Annotated in this window: 11 protein-coding genes; all 11 read right to left on the minus strand. The window is 64.2% G+C overall.

What is annotated here, in order from left to right; all coding sequences use genetic code 11:
- Window positions 1–169: 169 nt before the first annotated feature.
- The 11 genes from CTEST_RS12200 to CTEST_RS12250 all read right to left on the minus strand — a co-directional run bounded on the left by CTEST_RS12200 (window position 170) and on the right by CTEST_RS12250 (window position 19,123).
- On the minus strand, window positions 170–1,720 hold the full coding sequence (locus tag CTEST_RS12200) for an acyl-CoA carboxylase subunit beta (RefSeq protein WP_047253965.1): 1,551 nt from the start codon (window positions 1,718–1,720) through the stop codon (window positions 170–172).
- 25 nt (window positions 1,721–1,745) lie between these two features.
- The gene (gene pks13, locus CTEST_RS12205) at window positions 1,746–6,554 is read right to left on the minus strand and encodes a polyketide synthase Pks13 (RefSeq protein ID WP_047253966.1); all 4,809 of its coding nucleotides are present in this window, start codon (window positions 6,552–6,554) and stop codon (window positions 1,746–1,748) included.
- A 152-nt stretch (window positions 6,555–6,706) separates the two neighbouring features.
- Window positions 6,707–8,557 (minus strand): FadD32-like long-chain-fatty-acid--AMP ligase, encoded by a 1,851-nt coding sequence (locus tag CTEST_RS12210; RefSeq protein ID WP_047253967.1) that lies wholly within the window; start codon window positions 8,555–8,557, stop codon window positions 6,707–6,709.
- Between the two features lie 148 nt (window positions 8,558–8,705).
- On the minus strand, window positions 8,706–9,620 hold the full coding sequence (locus tag CTEST_RS12215) for a cutinase family protein (protein WP_047253968.1): 915 nt from the start codon (window positions 9,618–9,620) through the stop codon (window positions 8,706–8,708).
- A gap of 4 nt (window positions 9,621–9,624) precedes the next feature.
- Window positions 9,625–10,122, minus strand: a complete 498-nt coding sequence (locus CTEST_RS12220) for a hypothetical protein (RefSeq protein ID WP_047253969.1) — start codon at window positions 10,120–10,122, stop codon at window positions 9,625–9,627.
- Window positions 10,122–12,065 carry an alpha/beta hydrolase-fold protein gene (locus tag CTEST_RS12225; protein ID WP_047253970.1) on the minus strand — a complete coding sequence of 648 codons (1,944 nt, stop codon included), beginning with the start codon at window positions 12,063–12,065 and terminating at the stop codon, window positions 10,122–10,124. The genes CTEST_RS12220 and CTEST_RS12225 overlap by 1 nt, the downstream gene beginning before the upstream one ends.
- Before the next feature lie 380 nt (window positions 12,066–12,445).
- Entirely contained in the window at window positions 12,446–13,462 is a 1,017-nt protein-coding gene (locus CTEST_RS12230) for an alpha/beta hydrolase (protein ID WP_047253971.1), read from the minus strand.
- Between the two features lie 188 nt (window positions 13,463–13,650).
- Complete coding sequence (gene zomB, locus CTEST_RS12235; protein ID WP_083985615.1) at window positions 13,651–15,621, minus strand: flagellar motor control protein ZomB; 1,971 nt, start codon at window positions 15,619–15,621, stop codon at window positions 13,651–13,653.
- A gap of 30 nt (window positions 15,622–15,651) precedes the next feature.
- Window positions 15,652–16,632 (minus strand): decaprenyl-phosphate phosphoribosyltransferase, encoded by a 981-nt coding sequence (locus CTEST_RS12240; RefSeq protein WP_047253972.1) that lies wholly within the window; start codon window positions 16,630–16,632, stop codon window positions 15,652–15,654.
- Window positions 16,629–17,132: a phosphatase PAP2 family protein gene (locus CTEST_RS12245; protein WP_201774812.1), complete on the minus strand. Its 504-nt coding sequence runs from the start codon at window positions 17,130–17,132 to the stop codon at window positions 16,629–16,631. The genes CTEST_RS12240 and CTEST_RS12245 overlap by 4 nt, the downstream gene beginning before the upstream one ends.
- A complete protein-coding gene (locus CTEST_RS12250) occupies window positions 17,129–19,123 on the minus strand; it encodes a glycosyltransferase (RefSeq protein ID WP_047253974.1) in 1,995 nt (664 codons plus the stop codon). Before CTEST_RS12250 ends, CTEST_RS12245 begins: the two co-directional genes overlap by 4 nt.
- Window positions 19,124–19,172 lie beyond the last annotated feature (49 nt).

A 19,172-nucleotide genomic window follows, 5' to 3' on the forward strand; every position in this document is an offset into this window, starting at 1 on the left:
AGCTGTTACTTGGCGCCCATGATCTGGTTGATGATCATGTAGATGTAGTTGAGGATGTCACCGGACAGATCAAGAATGCTGCTGAACATAGGTTTTAACTCCTAGAGACTATTTGAGGCTTGTACATGAACTACATCGTGCGGAGGTTATCAGTTCGTTACACAACGGGTTACATGGGCATGATGTTGTGCTTCTTCGGCAGGTCGTGTTCGTCCTTGGTGGACAGCTGCCGCAGAGCTCGGCGCAGGGCCAGGCGCGTTTCGGACGGCTGAATCATCGCGTCAATGTAACCACGCTCGGCGGCGACATAAGGGCTGGTCATGTTCTCGTCGTAGAAGTCCATGAAGACCTTCTTCAAGTAGTCGCGCTGCTCGGGAGGAGCGGCGGCGAGCTGTTTGCCTTGGATCATGACGACGGCGGCGGCGGAACCCATGACAGCGATCTGCGCGGTCGGCCACGCGAGGTTGATGTCACCGGAGAGGTTTTTAGACCCCATGACGGCATAGGCACCGCCGTAGGCCTTGCGGACGATGAGGGTAACCTTCGGCACGGTCGATTCGACGAGGGCGAAGGCGAGCTTGGCTCCGCGGTGAATGAGCCCGGCCTTTTCCTGCTCCACGCCGGGCAGGTAGCCGGGAGTGTCCACAACGAAGACCAACGGAATGTTGTACGCGTCGCAGATGCGGACGAAGCGGGCACCCTTGTCGGCGGCGTCGGCGTCGATGCACCCGGCGAAGTGCATGGGATTGTTGGCGATGAAGCCGACCGCGCGGCCGTCGATACGCCCGAAAGCGGTGATGAGGTTGGGGGCGTAGTTGGCCTGGATCTCCACCAGGTTATCGTCGTCGCCGAGGTGTCCGAGGAGGTCGAGCATGTCGTAGCCGGCGTTGGAATCGTCGGGCATGAACAGGTCGAGCTCGGGCGCTTGGGCAACGTCGTCGTCGGTGGGGGCCGCGAAGACCGGGGCGGCATCGAAGCACGAGGTCGGCAGGTGGTCGAGGAGGTCGCGGACGAAGTCGAAGGCCTCGTCTTCACTATCGACAACCGCGGAAATGTTTCCGTTGAGTTCCTGCTGGCGGGCGCCACCGAGTTCGGCTGAGGTGATGTCCTCGCCGGTGACTTCGCGGATGACGGCGGGGCCGGTGACGTACATTTCGGTTTCGCCGTCGACGGCGATGACGAAGTCGGTAGTGACAGGCGCGTAGACGGCGCCGCCGGCGGACTTACCCAGCATGATGGAGATCTGTGGGCTGCGGCCCGATAGGGGCATCTGGCGGCGGGAGATTTCGGAGTACATCGCCAACGAGGTCACGGCGTCTTGGATGCGGGCGCCGCCGGAGTCTTGGATGCCGATGACCGGGCAGCCGATCTTGATGGCCATGTCCATGACTTCGACAACCTTGCGGCCGAAGGCCACGCCGACGGAGCCGCCGTAGACAGTTTTGTCGTGGGCGTAGATGGCGACGGGGCGGCCGTCGATCATGCCGTAGCCGGTGACGACACCGTCGGAGTAGATCGCGTCGGGGTCGCCGGGTGTTTTGGCTAGGGCGCCGACCTCAACGAAGCTGCCTTCGTCGAGGAGCGCGTTGATGCGTTGCCGTGGGGTCGTTCGACCCGCGGCATCGCGCTTTTCCCGGGCACGTTCGCTGCCCGGGTCTTGGGCTTTGTCGAGCCGGGCGCGAAGGTCGGCGAGCTTAGTCGCCGTGGAGTTCTCAGTCACTGATCACCACTCGCTTTATCGTTCGTTAGCTGTCCAGACCCTCGATGCGCTTGGCCATGTGCGCGCCGACCACGCCGATGGCGGGTTCGTCAGGGACCGCGAGGTGGTCGCCGGAGAGCTGAACAATATCCAGTTGATCTACGATAGCGGACCAACCGCCGTCGGGGTCAATCGTGGCGTAGCGAGGCTCGAGTTCGATCGCGCCGTCGTGCATCCGCTCGGAGCGGAACAGCAGGACGGGAATGCCGAGTCCGGCCCAGCGTTCGAAGTCGAGTTTGTCCAGGATGCGGTTGTCCACGAAGGAGGCGCGCTGGTGTTCCAGGACTCCGGCGGCGAGGCCGTGTTCGGAGGCATCCGTCGTGGCGAGGAACTGCTCAAGCATGGTGAGCATCACTTCTTCGCCGGCGGTTTCCAGCATGTCGTAGGGAACGGGGAAGTCGAGGCCGTAGGTTCGCTTGGCGAAGTCGCTGTAGCGGCCCCAGCGTGCCTTGGTTTCCTCGATGGTGTCGGGGATGGGCTCGGAGGGCTGAGTGGTGTCCAGCAGGGCGATGAACGCGACGTCGATGTCGGTGTCTTTGAGCTGGTAGGCGACCTCGTAGGCGAGTGCGCCGCCGAAGGACCAGCCGCCGAGGACGATGGGTCGGCCATCGGAGTAGGTGCGGATCTCGTCGATGTAGGCGGCGGCTCGCTCTTCGAGCGTGCCCTCCAGGCGCTCGACGCCGTAGACCGGGATGGCTTCGGGCAGGCGGCGCATGAGTGGTTGGTACACGATCGAGGATCCGCCGGCCGGGTGGAACATGAACACGCTCGGGGCGGTGGAGCCTTCCGCGCGGGGCCGCAGGACTCGGATGTTGCCTTCGACCTCGGTTTCTAGGCCCTCGCGCACGAGGTTGGCCAGCGGTTCCAGGGTCGTGGCCTCCGCTACCTGCGTAGCGGAGATGTCCAGGCCGGAACGCTCGCTCAGCCGCTCGGCAATCTGCTTGGCGACGTCCGCGTCGATCACCGGAAGCACACTCGTCACGCCAGCCGGTGCTTTGCCGGTGAGACCGGCCCACACACCAAACACCATGCGCTCGGAGGCATCGCGGGGAGCGACGCCAACTCCTTGGGAGGCTTCCGCGACGTCATCGGCGGAGACGACCGGCTCGATGAGCGGGGTACCGACGGACTTGCCGTCGACGGCTTCCTTGACGATGCGGACGACGTCGGCCACGGAGGCGTCGCGAAGCGCCTGCAGCTGCAGGGGCGGGATCTGGAAGTCATTCTCCACGCGATTTTTGATGCGCATGCCCATGAGCGAATCCAAGCCCAGGTCGATGAGCGGCAGCTCGCGCGGGAGATCATCGACGTCGTAGCCCATCGACTCGGAGACGATGGAGCGCAGGCGCTCCTCGACGGTTTCGCCGGACGCCGGGTCCCAACGGACCTCTTCGATGGTGAGTTCGTCGGTGGCGGGGTCGTCGATAAGCGATGTTTCCCGCGGTGCCTGGACGCCCGGTGCAGACGCGGGGGCGCCGAGCTGCAGCGTGGTGGCGAAACCTTCCGCAACCAGTGAGGTCACGCCGGAGGGCGCGATGTAGTGGACCTCGAGGGACAGACCGCCAATCGTGCGGTTGACCAGCGTGGTGATCTCCCCCTTGGCGGGCAGCATCGCGTGCTCTTCGGCGGCGATGAGCTGGGCCTCGGGCTGGACCTGCTCGGCAGCGCGCTCGAGGAGAGCGAGCGAGGACGGCACCTGATCGGCGTTCGTGGAGAACGCGACCGCACCGTTGGGCAGGTTGACGCGCGCGCCCGGCAGATCCGCGGAACGGTTGCTGGAGGGGCGGGCGTTGGTCCAGTAGTGCTGGTGCTTCCAGGTGATGTTCGGGGCGGGAAGCATCTCCCCATCGCCGTAGGCCACGGAGAAATCGATCGGCGCGCCATTGACGTAGAGCTTGGCCAGCAGATCGCGGATGGAGATCGCCGAATCGATCTTGCGCTTGAGCACGTACAGCAACTGCGCATCGGGCATGCCCACGCTGAAGGCGGTGTTCATCATGCCCATGATGGCGACGGGGTTGGGGGAAATCTCCACCAACGTCGTGTGGCCCTGCGCGAAGGCGGCGGCGGTGGCGTCCTGGAAGTACACCGGCTGGCGGGTCATGCGCAGCCAATAGTCGGTGTCGTGGACAACCGTGCCCGGCTCGTGGATGACGCCACGATCGACGGAGCTAAACAGCGGGGTGTGCAGCGGCTGCGGGGTGATACCTGCGGTCTCGAAGCCAAGCTCGCCGAGCAGCGGCTCGACGGCGCTGGTGTGGCCCGCGCCCTTGACGTTGAGGAGCCGGGCGAACAGTCCCTCGCCCTCCAGCTTGTCGACGAGCTCGGTCACCTGCGCGCGCGGCCCGCCCACCGTCGTCATCCCAGGGCCGGCGTACACGGCCGGTTCGATGTTGGCGAAGGTGTCCTGCTCGTTGAGCTCGGTGAGCTGGTCGGCGGACATCTCGACCACGGCCATCGCTCCGAGCTGATCCTCGGGCAAGGACTTCTCCCCCTCGCCCATGAGGCGGGCGCGGTGGCAGGCAATCTGCATGGCGTCGTGGTCGCTCAAGCCACCGGCAGCATAGGCCGCGGCGATCTCACCCATGGACATGCCCATGACGGCGGCCGGCTTGGCGCCGAACGTGGCCAGGAAATCGGTCAGCGCAATCTGGATCGCGGTGATGGCGACCTGCGCGGTCTCGGTGTCGTAGGTCTGCTCGTCATCGCGGATGATGTCGAGGACGGACCAGCCGAGCTCGTGATCGACGAAGCGATCCAATTCCTCCAGGCGAGCGAGGAACATCGGCGAGACCCCGATCAATTCCTTGGCCATCTTGCGGTGCTGGGAGCCGAAACCGGAGTAGACGAACACCGGGCCGAGGGCCGCGGGAGCGTCGGCGGCGGAGATCCCAACGGACACCTTGCCGTCCGCGACCTGGCGCAGGCGCTTGACGGCCTCGGTGATGTCGGTGGCCATGACCACGGCGCGGGAGCGCCCGTGGTTGCGGTGGGCGAGGGAACGCGCCAGCGGGATGAGTGCGGCGTCGTCACGCTCTTGGAGGAAATCCGCCAAGTCGGCGGCTGCTTGCCGACGCCGCGATGGCAGCAAGCCGGACACCGGCAACGCCACTGCGTTGGGGCGGTCCGGATCGATGAGCTGTGCGTCGCGCTCCTGCGGCTTGTGCTCGTAGTCAGCCGGGTCGAAGGAGGACACGACGAGGTGGCCGTTGGTGCCACCGAAGCCGAAGCCGGAAACACCGGCGACCTTGCGCCCGGAGTACTCGGGCCACTCGCGCGGATCCTCCACGACCTCAAGGTGTTCGGCATCGAAATCGATGTACCGGTTGGGTGCCTCAAAGTGCGGCGACGGCGGGATGACGCCGTTGTTCATGGCCTGCACGACCTTGATCAGACCTGCGGCACCGGCGGCCGACTCGGAGTGACCAATATTCGACTTCACGGAACCGAGCAACGTCGGGCGGGATGCCTCGCGGCCCTGGCCCAGCACCTCACCCAAGGCCGTGGCCTCAATCGGGTCGCCGAGGATGGTTCCGGTGCCGTGTGCCTCCACGTAGTCGACCTCGCGCGGATCAACCCGGGCATCATCGTAGGCTCGGTAAAGGACATCGATCTGCGCGTCCGGGTTCGGGGCGGTGAGACCGTTGGAATGGCCATCAGAGTTGACTGCCGAGCCCTTAATAACAGCGAGAATCTCATCACCGTCGGCCAAAGCATCATCGACCCGCTTGAGAATGACCACGCCCGCGCCGTCCGCACGGACGAAGCCATCAGCCTCATCGGAGAAGGCATGGATGTGACCCGAGGGGCTGATAACGCCGAGCTCACCAAAAGCCGTGGAGACGAACGGCGAGGCCAGGATGTTCACGCCACCGGCGACAGCGACATCGGCGTCGCCTTCGCGGAGCGCGCGGACCGCCTGGTGCACCGCCACGATGGAGGAAGAACACGCCGTATCCACCGACACGGACGGCCCACGGAAATCAAAGGCGTAGGAAATCCGGTTCGGGATGATGGAGCTCGCGGTTCCCGTCAACGCGTAGGGGTGCGCCTCCGCGGGGTCCGAGGAGATGAGCATGCCGTAATCGTTGTTCGAGGAACCAACAAAAACACCGACCGGGGTTCCGCGCAGCTCATTCGGAGCGATGTGCGCATTCTCCAGCGCCTCCCACGTCACTTCGAGCATGATGCGCTGCTGCGGATCCATGTTCGCCGCTTCCAGCGGGGAGAGCCCAAAGAACTCCGCATCGAAGGAGGAGAGGTCATTGAGGTAGCCGCCGACGAGGTTCTGCTCGGCCATCTTCTGCGACATGACATCGTCTGCCACGTATTCGGCCCAGCGGCCGATCGGCAGCTCACCGGTGCCGTCGCGGCCCTCAACCAGCATGTCCCAGTACGCGGGGAGGTTCGGGGCGCCGGGGAAACGACCGGCCATACCGACGATCGCGATGTCGTGGGTACCCGGGGTCGATTCCCCGGAACCGCCATGGCGAGTCACCGGCCGGGTGCGCTCACGGGTAGCGGGCTCCCCATCGACGAGTCGCTGCGCCAGCGCATCAATCGTCGGGTATTCGTAGGCGATGGTGGCATCCAACTGGACGCCGAGGAGGTTCTCCAATTCACCGGAGAGGACCACGGCATCGCGGGAGGACAGGCCGAAGTTTTCCATCGGCTTCGCGTCAGAGATCTCCTCGAGGGCGACACCTGAAGTGGACGAGACCCATTTCCGCAGCCATTCACGGAGCTGTTCGACGGTCATGTGCTCGACAGTCGTGGGAGTCTGGCTCACACTCATTCGGTGTTTATCCTTTTCCAGCAGGGGATTTAAGCAGTAAAGAAACAGTGCAGACCCTTAAGCGTTTACTCAAGGGCATGCTTATAAAGAACTAAATCGTTGCTCCTGCCCGCAACGTTACCAACGTCCAGGCTGAGAGCAACGACTGAATATTAACCGGCCAGGTAGGCCTTCTGCACGACGCGGCGAGCAATCTTGCCGGAGGAGGAACGGTTGATCTCGTTCGGGCCGACGAAGCGGATATCCGCCGGGGTGACGCCGTGGGCGTTGGTCACTGCGGCGCGGATGGTCTCCACGGCAGCGGCATCGTTAGCGGCATCAGCCTTCTCGTCACGCTCAATGACGAGGATGAGCTTTTCCACATCATCGCCTTCAATGGAGAAGGCAGCGAGGGAATCCGGGCGGACATGGTCGGACGCGGCCATGACCGTGTACTCGATGTCCTGCGGGTAGTGGTTACGGCCCGCGATGACAATGAGGTCCTTGAGGCGGCCGGTGATGTACAGGTGCCCATTGACGAAGGCACCCAAGTCGCCGGTAGCCATCCATCCTTCATCCGGACGGCCATCAGCGCGAGAGCCTTCAGCCAGGCGCTCCCCCAGCGTGTTGCGGAAGGTAGCAACGGTTTCTTCTTCCCGACCGAGGTAGCCGGCGGCCATGTTCTCACCAATAGCCCACATCTCACCGACCCTGCCGTCGGGCAGCTCGGCGCGGGTGGCCGGATCGACGATCGTCAGGGTCTGGGGGCGAACGACCTGACCATTCGAGGTGAATGCGGCGGCCTTGTCGGAGTCACGGTCAACGAACTCGATGATGCCCTCGGCCAGCTTGTCACGGTCGAAGTGCGAGACGAGCGGACGCTCCTCGGTCTGCGGGGTGGCCACCAGCAACGAGGCTTCCGCCAGACCATAAGAGGGCCGCAGAGCATGGCGATCGAGCTGGTAATCGCCGAAAGTCTCCAAGAAGGTCTCGATCGCCTTTTCCGTCACTGGTTCGGAGCCAACAATCAGGCCGTCGACGGCCGAGAAATCATAGGATTCACCCTCCTTTGGCTTGCCGTAGCGGGCAGCCAGTTCGAGGGCAAAGTTCGGCACGACGGTGTAGATAGAGACATTGTCCTCGCCTTCGCGGCGGTTGAGCTGGTCTACCCACCGCTTGGGCTGCTGAATGAAGTCACGCGGGGTCATGAGCTCGTTCGGTAGGCCCAAAATGGTGACGAAGGTGGCCAAAATGATTCCCATGTCGTGGTGCAGCGGCAGCCACGACACCAGACGCAGCGGGGTACGCAGACCAATCGCCGTGAAAATCTGCAGCACATTCGTGAGGATGGAGCGGTTGGTCAACTGCACGCCAGCCGGAGTACGAGTGGATCCGGAGGTGTACTGCAAGAACGCCATCTGATCCACCGGCATGGTCGTGGCCGATGCCATGAGCTGCTGTCCCTGCAACGTCATCATCGGGTTGACGTACGACGGGGCGAGGCTATCCGGCAGAGTGTCCACCGCGAGGATGCGGGGACGCTCGCGGGAGGGCAGCTCAGAGAAGTGTTCGCGCACGGCCGCGGCAGAGGTGGAGTTGGTCAAGACGAAAGCCGGCTCCGAATCCGCGAAGACAGCCTTGAGGTGATCCGCATGGCCCGGCTCGTTCGGGTCGTACAACGGCACCGGGACCATGCCAGCGTAAAGGGCGCCGATGAAGCCGAAAATGTACTCCGGGGAGTTGTTGGCCAGGATGGCAACGCGGTCACCGATCTTGCCCACTTGCTGCAGGCGTGCGGCGACGGCCTTGATGCGGGTGTTGATCTCGGTGCGGTTGTAGTCCACCGGGGTGCCCTCACGGGATTCGGAGAAATCCCAGAAGCGGAGGCATTGACGCTCGCCGCCGCCGTACTGGAGATCGGCTTGGTACGTCAGCTCGGCCAGGCCCGCGAGCGTGAGCTGCGGTGCTAGAACGATCTCACCCTTCTCGTTGAAGAACTGGCTCATCGCCGCTTTCAGGTCCATGCTTCTCCTTAAGGTTGGCCCCCTGGTTGGGACACTTCAGTACGTATGTGGCATACGAAAAATGCTTTTACATCACAACGTATCAGAGGCGGGATACCTCTTATTATTCCCCCGCCGTGACACTTTCGTTACATGCGCGCTGGGGCGCCTAGCGGCCGTCGATAAGCCCAATCGCCCAGTCGACCACCCATGCGTTGACGGTCGTGCCGGGGATAACGTCGGGGTTTGTGGCGTATTGGGCGTGGATGCCATTGGCAGCCACGAGCGCCAGGGCGCGGTCGAGCGCATTGCCGACGTTGAGCGGGGCGTCGCAAATGCTGTCGTTCGGGGCGCAGATGTCGAAGGTGCGATCCTGCAGGGAGCCGTAGCCACCGTCACGCGGACCGCGCATCGTCGCGCCCGGCACGATCGGCTGGACAAGCAGGTTGAGCGGGGCGAGAGCCACTTCGGCTCCGACGCCATCGACATAGGTGCCGGGGAACTGGCCCACACCAGGTTCCCGGCGTCCGTCGGCGATCAGGGCGACACCCCTGATCCGCTCGGCGGGCACAACGCCGTTGTCCTTGCCGATCTTGTTGGCCACATCGCCGACAATCACCGCGCCCTGGGAGAAACCAACCATGATGAAGTCGGTGAGCGGGCACTCGCTGTGCGTGAGCACGAGCTCTTCTTCCAGCTTTGCCAGGCCCTCCTGCCGAGAATCGTCGTAGCTCATCTCGTTTTGGGCGTTGATGTTGCGGAACTGCGCGGTGTACGGCAGCGTCCACACCTTGACGTTGTCGGGGGCATAGCGCTCCTGCAGCGGCTGCGTAATCGAGAGCATGAAGCTCCAGGGGTTCGCAGTCGGGTTCACCGGGTCATCGCCGGGGGCGGATTCCCAGGTGCCCGGCGCGGAGATGAACTCCACGGCAGGACACCATTCTGGCTGCTGCACATCCTCGGTTGGCTGTTGCCCGAGCGGTGGAGTCGGGATCTGATCGGTCGTGCGCATGAATCTCAGTGCGCCCGCGCCAATCACCACAACGAGGACGATGACCGCCAGGATGGTGAGTGTCTTTCTCATCGCTCTAGCAATACGCCTTCCGCGCCGCGTTCTCAATCAGCGTCGCAATCTCTTCCGGCGACTTGTCGCTGCGTCCCTGCTCCACGAGCTGGCCCGCCACCGCCGGAACGGTGACCGCATCGATGCCGGAATCCTCCGGTCGGCAGACGGTGACCGCGGTGCCAATCATCTGGCTCTCCACGCCCTTGACGTCGATGCCGGAACCACCCAGATCCTCCAGGTAGTCGAGGTCTTCCTTGGTGCGCGGCACAGACTGCTCCGGCACCTCCTCAACTTCCCGGGCGCCCTGGTCTTGAGGTTGCGCCTCAGTAGGGGTCGGGCGGGCAGTGGCAGAAGAGCTTTCCGACGCCGTCGTCGACTGCGGTGCGCGCTCCAGCGGGGCCACCGAGGTGGCCGTCGTGGAGTCCTCGTCCACCGTCGCGCCGCCACAGGCGGCGAGCACGCCGGCGGTGGCGAGCGCGGTGATGGCCAGCCCGAATCGGGTCCTCACGCGGGCGCTCATTAGTTGCGCTCCTCTTTGATGGCGCCGTTGATCTGGCTAATCTTGCCGTGCTGGAACTCCACGACCTCACCACCGGCCGGGATTCCGGCCTGGTCAGCGGTGGGCCAACCGAATTCGCCCTTCTCCCAGCCCTTGGCACCCCAGGCATCGAAGATCGCGCCGTACTTGATGAGCTTCGCGCCGGTGGAGGGCGACCAGTAGATGTTGCCGTGCTCGAACTCCTGGAAGACACCGCCGTTGACCTTGATCTCGTTGGACTTCGCGTGGCCCAGAACGGAGTTGGCGGTGTCCAGCTCTGCGTACTTGGCGCCAATGATCCCGGTCAGCCAGTAGTTCTTGTTGTCCTTGGTGCGGACGACGTAGCCCTTCTGGAACTGCTGGACAAAGCCGCCGTTGACTTCCTTGGCGGGTGCCGTGGGGAAGCCCAAGTCACCGTTTTCGTAGCCGGTGGTGGCCCACTCGTCGAAGATGTCGCGCGGGATCTCCTGAGCTCCGGTGGACGGGCTCCAGTAGATCGAGCCGTTCTGGAAGTGGACGTAGCGGCCAACGCCGTCACGGGTCGCGGCCTCACCCGAGATCGGGAAGCCGAGCCATCCGGACGGTCCCCCGAGGGCGTTGTAGCGGGCGTTGATGGCACCGAACAGCGCGTGCGCATCAGTGCTCGGGGACCAGTAGGCGGTGCCCGAACGGAAATCTTGACGACGCCCCTCGTTGTCCTTACCCGCTTCATACTCGTCGTTGACGCAGGAGCCAATGTGCTTGGTCTGCTCCACGGCCACGGCGATGGCGCCACCGACGGTGCACTTGGCACCTCGATCTTCCTCGGACAGCTTGAGCGAGTTGGCGATGTGCGGCCACGCCTGCGTCATCTCGAACTGCCAGTACGGCCAGGCGTGCACGCCTGAGGGGCGGAAGTGCGAGATCGGCTCGATGCCGACCGCCCGCGCCTCGTTGACGAAGGTGTGCGTGGTCATGTTGGACAGGATCTCCAGGCCGATACCGGCCGCCGCTGCCGGGCTGGTAGCCACGGAGCCGGCCTGACCGAAGTCATCGGTGCCGGAGCCGGAGGAGACGTAGACGGTCATGTCTTTGAGGGCGCTGATGCCGAAGCGCGGGTTGTGATCAATCCAGTCCTGGTCACCGTAGGGTCCCCACATGGCCTGGGAATCGTAGCCACCGGCATCGCGCTGGGCAGCGGTGATCGCGGCCTGCATCCCGGAGGAGGTGGTGTCCAGGTAGCCGGAGAAGGAACCAACGAAGGAGAACAGGTACGGGTGGCGCTGGGCGAGGTTCATCGCGGCGGTACCACCCATGGACAGACCAAAGACGGCGCGCTGCTTGGTGGAGCGGAAGCCGTTGTCCAGGATCGGGACGAGCTCCTTGGTGAGGAACGTCTCCCACTGGTAGTTCTTGCCGTTGTTGGGCTGCTGCCAATCCGAGTAGAAGGAGGACTCGCCACCGACGGGCAGGATGACGTTGACGTTCTTGTCAGCGTAGAACTGCTCGATGTTGGTCTCGATGGTCCAGCCGCTTTCGTCTTCGCGGGCGCGCAGGCCGTCAAGGGCCCACACCTCCGGGAAGTCACGGTTCGGGCTGGAGTGCCAGTCACGAGCCAGGAGCATCTGCACCTGGATCGGCTCACCCGGCATGGCGGCGGAGTCGATGAAGATGGCGAGGCGGCGATCGCTGAGCCACTCGACGCGGTTGACCGACACACCGGCCGGTAGGTTATCGATGCTCGGGTACTCAGTGCTGATCGGCGTGCGCGCGGGCGGATCCGAGGGACGGATCTGATCCGACAGGCTGGAGCCGGAGCTCTGCGCGTTCGCGACCGGAGCAAGGCTCAGGCCGAGGGCGACGGTGGTGGGAATGACGGCAGCTGCCAAGCAGGCGTGGCGGAAGCGGCCAACGCGCTGTGGGGAACGGGATGCGGTGTCGCGCATGGAGTTGTGGTCCTTGTTCTCGTGTCGTGGTACGGATGGTCCCCCGGTGGCCGTTTGGCGGGTCGCCGATCTGAGGGCCTGCAGCGCCACCCCGGGGGTTCCCCGCCCTCGGGATCGTGCTTGGTGCAAGCCTTGCGTATCGGTCAACCCCGGTGTGCGAACGGCCGCCGGGAGTATATGTCGTTGTGTCGCCCGAGCGGAGGGATCGACTGCCTGGTGTGGGCCAGGTAGACAACCGTCTCCGTAGGTCACGGTCAAGTTTAAGTTGAACTTGAGACTTTTGGGGGCGAGACACACCGGAAGGTCATGGAAATAGCAAACAGCCCCGCCCAACCTTGGTCAGGTTGAGCGGGGCTGCGAGTGAAAAGAAGGCGTGGTGATTACCAGGCGTTCATGACGTCGAGGACGCGGTTGCGGGACTTCTCCAGCTGAGAACCGAACTGGGTCCAGTTGTGGATGCCGGTGATCGGGTAATCAGTGGTGACGTTCAGGCCAGCAGCGCGGGCTTTACCCTCCCACAGGCGGGTGGTGACGCGAGCCAGCATCTCCAGCGGGGCGCCGGACAGCTTGAGGTTGGCCGGGAAGTTAGCGTCCTCCGGGCCGGGGATACCGGTGGCGGCGGAGATGTAGACGTCCGAGTTAGCCAGGCCGTTCATGTTCAAGAACGGATCGTTCTCGAATCGACGGGGGCTGACGATGCTGCCGTACATGGCGTTGAGGTTGAAGCCACCAGCATCCAGCAGGGCGACGCGGAGCATGGTCTGCATGCCCGGCAGGGTCGGGGTGAGGTAGCCCGAGAAGGACAGAGCCTGGCGGAACTGGCCGGGGTGCTTGGCAGCGAGGTTCAGCGCGGCGGTGCCACCCATGGACAGGCCAGCGATGGAGTTGTTGTTCGGGGCAACGCCGAAGTTGTTGGCCAGGTAAGCGGGAAGCTCCGAGGTCAGGAAGGTCTCCCACTGGTAGGTGACCGGGTTGTTCAGGTCGTAGGTAGCGGGACCCTCCCAGTCAGCGTAGAAGGAGCCGGCGCCGCCGATCGGCATGACGAGGGTGATGTTGGTGCCTTCGTACACGGCCGGGGCGTTGACGTCCACGGTCCAGGCGTTGGCGTGCTCGGTGGCGCGCAGGCCATCCAGGAGGTACAGAGCTGCGTTGCCGCCGCGTGCGGCCGGCTTGATCTGGACGGGGATGTTGCGGCCCGTGGCAGCAGACCACACGTCACAGCGCTGGACGCCCCAGCCAACGCCGTCCCAGTCGCAGGTACCCGTCGCGTCACCGCGGAGTTGGGCTTTGGCCTCACCAGCATTGACAAACACCATGAGTGCTAGGGCGGTGGCAAATGCGGTCAGGACGACGATGGCCTTTCGGCTCAAACGTCGGGCTCCGGTCAGGAAGGTCATTGTTCTCCTCGGCTTTACAGTGGCTCTGGATGGCACTGATTGGTTTATCGGCGCGCCCCGCAACTTCGTTAACAACAGCCGCTGATAACCGTTCTAGGACGCACGCGCATACTTCGCTCGGACATAGCTTAGACCACGCCGTGATGATTTACTCATCCGATTGTTATCAGTTCGTGACTAAATTGCTACTACCTGGGAGTATCTAAGGAAACTTCTGTCGGCCAGGCGATGGGCCTGCCCGAATCAGGGGGTCCCAGTTCCTTGATCGCTTCCTCTGGATCGAAGGCGATTTGCAGCGTGCGGCCCTCCGTGAGCGAGTAGCGGATGTTGGCGAGGAAGCGGCTCCAGCTCATGGGCTCGCGGGAGGTGGCCAAGAGCTCGGAAATCTCCGGCGTCTGAAGAGCCTCCCGCGCCACCCGGGTCTCCTCGCGTGGGTACCAGCCGTAGAGCAGGTCGATGTCGGCATCGGTATCGGCGGCCTGCCAGCTGAAAGGCAGCCACTTGTCGTGGCCAACGCGGCCGTCCTCATCGCGCGGCAGGCGGGCCGCCAGCGGTGTGGTGAGGCCAACGGTGTCTAGTACTCGGAAGTCGAGGGGGGCATTCATACTGGTCATGCCCAAATTGGTGTGGTACAACGTCGGGCGCAGATTGCCCAGACCAGATCCGTCGAGGGCGTTCGCCGCGGGGTCTTGGCGCGGGTTGGTCATCCACGAGAAGTACGCCGGATCGCCGGTGAGGTATTGCGACATGAGCGCCGCATCCTCCGCCTCTGCCTGCTCCATGATCGGGGCGAAGTCGCGCAAGCCCTTGTTATCTGTGAAATCACTCGCGAGCAACGGCGGGTCACCCTGCTCACGATTGTTAGCAAACGTCCAGAAGTCACGCTCGTCGACGATACCGAGATCGTCGGCGTATTCTTCCTCCCAGTTGAGGGTGTGTCCGTCAGCGACGACACTCCACGCCCACCACGACAAGCCCACGAATGAAACAACGAGCGCAGTATCGAAGACCCACGAGGGGCGCGCGAGGTCAAGCAACGGCACGACGAGCACAGGGAGCAGTGCCGCGAACAAGGGCAGCAGGAGCATCCGGCCATGCATGAAGTCGCCGCCGACGCGCAACACGTACGTCGTGTGCAGGGCGGCAGCGAGCAGAATCAACGCGGTGGCCGCACCGGGAGTGCGCGCCACGCGCACGACCCCGCGGCGGCCTGCGGGATCGGGTACGGGGGACGTCGATAAGCGCCACAGAACGATCGCCGCCATGAGCAAGGCCACGACGAGCGCAATCCACAGGTGATACGGCTCGGAAAGATCGCTGGCATAAGCCCAACCGTTGGCCCACTGCGCGTCGCTGGCGGACTTGGCAACGGCAGTATGTGGGGTGATGAGCCCGTAATAGCCCATGCGGAAAATCTGGTAGCCGAGCGGGACGGGCAGGGCGGCGGCCATGATGAGCGCGCGCCCCTTCCAGCTGGGCGTGCCGATAAGGATGAGCAAGCCGACGAGCCCGCCATAGAGCGCAAGCTCGGGGCGGACGAGCCAGGACAGCCCGCACCAGAAAGCCAGCCAGTAGACAATGCCGTCGACGCGGGACGCGACGTGGTGGCGGCCGGAGGCCACCGTGGGCGTTGCCCAGGACACCAACAGCCACCACAGGACGGCGATCCAGAACAGGCTCAGGCCCCATTCGAGGCCGGAGGTGGCGAAGTCGCGCGCGGGGGGAACCGCCAGATAGATCAGCCCGCCGACTGGGACGAGGAGGACAGCGCGGTGGCGGCGATACAGGCGCGAGGTCCCCCACGCGCCGATGGCCAGGGCCGCGGTGGTGAAGATGAGCGCCAGCCACATGGCGATCATCTCGAGGCGGGCATCAGAGACCAGGGCGACCAGATAGATGAGGTACTGCCACAGGGTCGAGGTATTCGCTTCGACGCGCTCGCCTGCGTTGAACACGGGGCCGTTTCCAGCCAGAAGGTTGCGCACGGTGCGCAGGACGATGAGTCCGTCATCGCTCATCCAGCGCCGGGTCCACCCGCCGATGAAGGCGAGGACCCCCAAGACGAGCACTCCCGCGAGGGCCGACCATCCGGTGATGGTTCCGCGGCCGATGAGTGAGCTCGGTGATCGGCGGGAACCCTCCCGAACAGCTGTGGTCATGGTGGCAGATGTTACCAGGGTGAAACTGGCTTAGAACGCAGGCACCAAGTACACCGCGAGGACAATGCACACCACCCACAACAGGGCCAGGGCCTGCAAGACGCGGTCCGACAACGCCATCTCATCCGGAGCGCCACCGGCACCGCGGTCAACGTCGGCGGCGTAGCGCAGGATCGCGATAGTGAACGGAACCATGGACACCTGGTACCACACGGCGGCGGCACCCTCGACGGCGTTGGACAGCTGGAAACCCCACAGGGCGTAGCTCATGACGACGGCCGTGGCGGCCAGCGTCCACACAAAGCGCAGGTAGGTCGGGGTGTACCCCTGGAGGGATTTGCGGATCTTCTTGCCAGTGCGCTCGGCCAGCAGCAGCTCAGAGTAGCGCTTGCCCGAGGCCATGAACAGCGAACCGAAGGCGGCTACCAGCAGGAACCACTGGGACAGCTCGATGCCCGCGGCCACGCCACCGGCCATGGCGCGCAGCATGAACCCGGAGGACACCAGCGCGATATCAATGACCGGCAGGTGCTTCCAGCCGAAGCAATAGCCCAACTGCAGGCCAATGTAGACGGCCACGACGACCGCCAGGCCCCAGCCAGACGAAGCCAGGAAGGACAGGCCAATGGCGGCGATGATGAGCACAACCGCCATGGCATACGCCAGGTTGATCGGCAGCATGCCGGAGGCGATCGGGCGGTACTTCTTGGTCGGGTGCTCGCGGTCGGCATCGACATCACGAGCATCATTGACCAGGTAGATCGATGAGGCGGCGAGGCAGAAGACGACGAAGGCGAGGATGACGTCGACGAGCGTGCGACCGTCGAGAAGCGCTTCCGCACCGGCCGCGGCGGGGGCCGCGACGACGAGGACGTTCTTGACCCACTGCTTCGGCCGCAGCGCCTTGATCATTGCATCGGGCAAGTTCTTCGGCGGCTGGCGCTTGCGCGTGTTGTCAATGCCCTCGGTATGGGGCTCGGATTGAAAGATCCCCGTCTTTTCCTCGGTCACGCTATCTTCCTCTCCATCGTGGTGACTGCGCGGCTCGTGGCCACGCCCAGCAGGGCGCCCGCGAGCGTGTCAGTCGGGTAATGCACCCCCAGGACCATACGCGAGACCATCATCACCGGAATTCCCGCCAGCGGCATCGCCGAACCACTAAGGCTGGACAGCGAGGTCAGCGCCGCGGCAGTCGACGTGGCGTGTGACGAAGGAAACGACAGCCGCGACGGAGTACCCACGCCCACGCGAATGCGTGGATCATGGGGGCGCTTACGCCGCACGACCCGCTTGATCACCACCGATGCCGCATGCGAGGCGAAGGCGGACACGCCCACGCCCACCCATTGTCGACGCCGCCGTTTATCCACCGCCGCACCGAGTGCGGCGACAGCCATCCACCCCAGCGCGTGCTCGCCAAAGTGCGACAGGGTGCGGGCACCTGGCACGACGCCGGGTCGGTCGACGAGGACCTCCTGGAGGTCAACGAGCAGATCTACCTCGGATTTCACCGGAAAATCTCCCCCCAGGATTCGCGGCTGACCAGGCGTGGCTCGGCGGCCCGGTACTGCTCGCGCAGGTCATCGAAGCGGTCTTCGATCTCCGACTGCAGCTCCCAGGTCTCCTTGAGCAGCTCCTTCGCCAGGGCGCGATCCCGCTTGCGGTAGGCGACGCCGTTGTTGCCGGCGGTGGTGACCGTCGCGCCGTCGAGACGCGAGAGCGTGAACCAGCGTGCCTGATCCGGGGAGAGGTTGGCCTGCGGCACCTCGTGGTGGCGCGGATCCTCCTGGCTCAGTGAATGCTTGAGGCCCTTGATCAGCCAGTTCAGCTTGCGCACCTTGTTCAGGCGCCCGCCCACATCCTTCATCGGCACGCCCGGCGCGCCCGAGGACGGCGGCAGCTCAGAGGAGGAGGAAATGACGACGGCATCCGGGTAGTTCTTGCGGATTTCGGCGATGCGCGGCAACGAGGTCTCAAGGATGTCGAAGAGCTGGTCCGGGCCCGCGAGGAAGTCACGCATGGACTCCAACTGGATCGCGAGCGTGGAGTACTCCATGCACATCAGGTGCTTGAAGGTGGACTTGCGCAGGCTCGTGATGATGCCCTCGATGGGGCCATCAAAGTTCAGTGCCGCGACGATGAGGCGGTTGCGCAGGTGGAAGTACGCCTGCCAGTCAATCGCATCGTCCTTATCGGTCCAGGCCATGTGCCAGATGGCCACGCCCGGCCACGTCACCGTCGGGAATCCCTTCTTGGCGGCGCGCAGCGAATACTCCGTGTCGTCCCACTTGATAAACAAGGGCAGGGGCTGGCCGTTCGCCTCCGCGACGACGCGGGGGAACATGCACATCCACCAGCCGTTGTAATCCACATCGATGCGGCGGTGCAGGTCGCGGGAGTTAATCGCGTCCGGATCCTTCGCGTCACGCGGATCCCCGAGGTAGTTGAGCGGGTAGGTGGCGAAATCGTGATCCTCCACCGAGTGCGGGGCCTTGCCCCACATGAAGTCGGTGCCGCCGACGATCTCACCCATGGTGCGCAGCTGGCTACGTTCCTGCAGGTTGAGCATCTGACCGCCGATGATGATCGGGCTGGCCGCGTAACGGCCGACCTGGATCGCGCGGAGGATCGACTCCGGCTCGATGGCGATGTCATCATCCATGTACAAAATGAACGGGGATTGCGCCGCACCAGCCGCGCCATCACCCAGTGCCTCAAACATGATGCGCGAGTAGCCACCCGAGCCGCCGAGGTTGCCCTGGCGGAACTCGTGGAAACGCTCACCGAAGTGGGCGACAGCCTCGTCGTAGCCGGGGAAATCCGCCGGATGCTGATTACCCTGATCGGGCATGATGACGGCATCAATCGCGGCGTCGACAAGCGGATCCTCCGCCAACGCCTGCAAGGCGGCAACCGCATCGGCCGGACGGTTAAACGTCGGGATACCGACGGTGGCGCGCTTCTCAAAGGGGCCAACCTGCGTGCCATCCGGCATCGTCTGCGGGCCCGGCTCCTGGTCGGCGTACCAGCCGGCCTCAGTGATCGTCGTATCCGTCTCCGCCGTCACGTCGAACCACAGCCAGCCACCATCCTCAAAATGGGACAGCGGGATGGAAAACTCCACGACATCATCAACAACCAACTGGCCATCGACGGACACCCGAGTGCCATCAATCTTCGAGCGATACACATCCACGCTCGCGGTACCGGCCACCTTCATCCGCAGCAGCACATGATCCAGCTGCGACCAGCGGCGCCAATAGCTCGCGGGGAAAGCGTTGAAATAGGTCTCAAAAGAAGCCTCTGCACCGGCCGGGACCGTGACGGTCACCCGATCGGACCAGGTCAGGCGATCCTTGTTTTGCTCCGCCTCGAGCAGGTAGAGGCTGCGCACATCATGTGGCTCGCCACGCTTGGGCAGCAAAATTCGCTGCAACATCTCGCGCACGTTCTGGGTTCCGGTCTGGTTCACGTCCGTCAACTCTGCCTTTCGACTATTCATCTCCCGACTAAGGGTAGTGCGCGGGACCAACTTTTCGCGTCACACACGC

It is taken from the genome of Corynebacterium testudinoris (assembly GCF_001021045.1).
Taxonomy (GTDB): domain Bacteria; phylum Actinomycetota; class Actinomycetes; order Mycobacteriales; family Mycobacteriaceae; genus Corynebacterium; species Corynebacterium testudinoris.